General features: G+C 50.0%; 2 protein-coding genes and 1 other RNA gene. 2 read left to right on the plus strand and 1 reads right to left on the minus strand.

The window, feature by feature from the left end; translation table 11 throughout:
• Window positions 1-178 precede the first annotated feature (178 nt).
• A complete protein-coding gene (locus AC0QHF_RS19195) occupies window positions 179-685 on the minus strand; it encodes a PEP-CTERM sorting domain-containing protein (protein WP_324705848.1) in 507 nt (168 codons plus the stop codon).
• Window positions 686-1,226: 541 nt separating this feature from the next.
• Between AC0QHF_RS19195 and AC0QHF_RS19200 the strand changes: the two genes are divergently transcribed.
• Entirely contained in the window at window positions 1,227-1,481 is a 255-nt protein-coding gene (locus AC0QHF_RS19200) for a PEP-CTERM sorting domain-containing protein (RefSeq protein WP_324705849.1), read from the plus strand.
• Between the two features lie 223 nt (window positions 1,482-1,704).
• Window positions 1,705-2,095: a transfer-messenger RNA gene (ssrA, locus tag AC0QHF_RS19205) on the plus strand.
• Window positions 2,096-2,432: the final 337 nt, after the last annotated feature.

Here is a 2,432-nt window from a genome sequence, read left to right on the forward strand (position 1 = left end):
TTCGTATTGGGCTTTTTCTCCTTCTAATTTCATCTCATAAACCAGCATAGTCTTATCGTTTTAGCCTCGGATAACATGATAGCATTAAAAGTTTAAAAATAACAACCTTTTTGATTTTTTTTCAAGGCGACTTCAGTCGCCGTTCGTTTTTCATCCACGCTTTAAAAAGACGTGGCTTTCAAACTCTCGTCCTTCTCTCGTAACCGTCTTGGTTGAGGAAGAAATCCAGCGTCGTCCCCGCTTCAACCACCCCCAAGCTGACATAATCGCCGGCTTGCAGGGGGCGATCGCTCGGATCGGAGCCGGAATTTCGATAGCCCGTGTAGGTCGAGCAACTGTCCGTCAAACAAACAATGTCATCAAACAGAATTGTATCAGACATGGCCGTGGTCCCCGTGGAGCGAACTCCCAGTTGGTTCCGATACCATGCGCCTTCGCTGATAAAATGGACTCTGACTTCGTGATCGAAGGCAAATGTCAGTTGGCTGATGTCGAGTTGGTGAGCGGCGACGAATTCCGGGTCGAGGCCTTGATATTCCGTGTGGATGTAGGGTTGAAAAACGCCTTCGTCAATCAGTCCTTTGAATTCTGTATCTGCACCTTTAATCGTGCCCGCCGTGGCGGAACCGGCGAGAGTGGCAGTGGCGGCGATAGCGGTTAATGCTGCGACCAGTCGAGATTTCATGAGTCTTTCCCTCCAAAAATTGAGTTAATTAGTTCAGTAAAATGCACCGATTTATCAATTGAGGATTGATTCGAGGGTTGAATCGCTAACTCTATTTTGATATAATTTTAGTGAATTTGTCTATGGAAATCGAAATATTTTACCTCGGCTTCAAAATATTTTTGATTTGATAAAGGTAGCCCGGAATTTATCCGTATTTTCCGAGAGCGATACTGGCGATCTGTTTCACCACCCATCAATCGAACTTGATGGGTGACGAATCGAGTTCGATTTTTGACTGACACGCTGGCATTATCTGCGTATTTTACCCGTTCAAATTTGGGTGGTTCGACAGTATAAACGTACAATTACGGATATTTGAAAACTCGTTTTGTTACACTCCGATCCCGGGGTCATCGGCTCACGCCTCAGCCCGAGAGCCCCGCGCCCTGAAATCCGGTTCCAATACCCCTTTAACATGGGTTGATTTGATTTTGTAAAGTTCCGGGCTGCCGGGGAGGTAGCCTGCGACAGCGATCGCCAGAGCGGCAAACGATTCAAAATGCAAGCCACCGCCTTTGACCCCTTTGAAGGACCCATCGAAGATCTGGCCAACCTCAATCTCAACTACTCCCTCCTGATCGGCAATATTGCCAATTGGCAAACCTTCGACGCCAGCAGTGGAACCGGAACCTTCACCCTGCGACTCCAGGCTCAGGCGACAGCCGTACCGGAACCCGGAAGTTTGGGGGCGATCCTCGCCACCGCGGCGGGGTTGGGATTGAGCCGCGGCCGGAAGCGGAACCGGCGTTCTTGAAGCATTGGCGGGGTTCGGCGATCTATCTGAAGTGCGAGCGCGATCGCCTCGGAAATGCCCCGCGAAACCGTCAAAACCCGGGCTAAACTCCCTCGGCGGCTGTTGAAATGGGGAGTGGGGAGTCGGAAATCGTCTATAGAATTTTTGAATGCGTGAGTGCGTGACTTTCCCCGCCCCCCCCTTGACGAACGCCAAATTGCCATATACCATAGTAGATAAGCAAGGGGCATTACTGGTTTCGACAGGATGAGGAAACCGACCTTGTGATGCAAGCCGAGAGTGAGTCTCCTCTCGAAAATACAAGGCTCAAACAAATTGTAATTGCGAACAACATTGTTCCTTTCGCTCGCGTTAAGGCCGCTGTTGCCTAACGAACACCTCCTTTAGGTTCGAGCACTCGCAGTTTGACTCCGTTAAGGACTGTGGGTTAAACCCCAACGGATGCTCCGATTAAGTGCCTCTGGTCACCACATCGGAAAAGACTTTACCAGAGAATCCTGCCGTCAGGGATAATAGGCGGTTCCCGTCCAGAGGGTCAGATGGACTAAGCTTGTGAACGATCAAGGCGTCAATACTCGTTCTGGACATGGGTTCGATTCCCATATGCTCCATTTCCTCTCATCCCTTACCCGGTAGCGATTGCAGCCAATCCATCAACTGTGTGTGCTACTCCGTACACCCAAAATGCACTCATATCTCATCGGAAATTTGGGTTGGAAACCCCGTGCTTAGAGGCTCGAAATTTTCTGGAGTTGGGGTGTGGGGATGTGTGTTTGGGAGGATGCGATCGCACAAAATTCAATCCCCACCCTCAACTCTGATTATTTATTACCTGTGGGGGCTACCTGATACGGTTGCCACCATTTGAGATTCCCGGTTGCCACCATTTGAGATTTTCGGGCAAGCGCAGAGGCTGGCCCCTACCATTTGGTGAGCGCGATCGCACCCCAA

Source organism: Lyngbya sp. CCY1209, assembly GCF_055795065.1.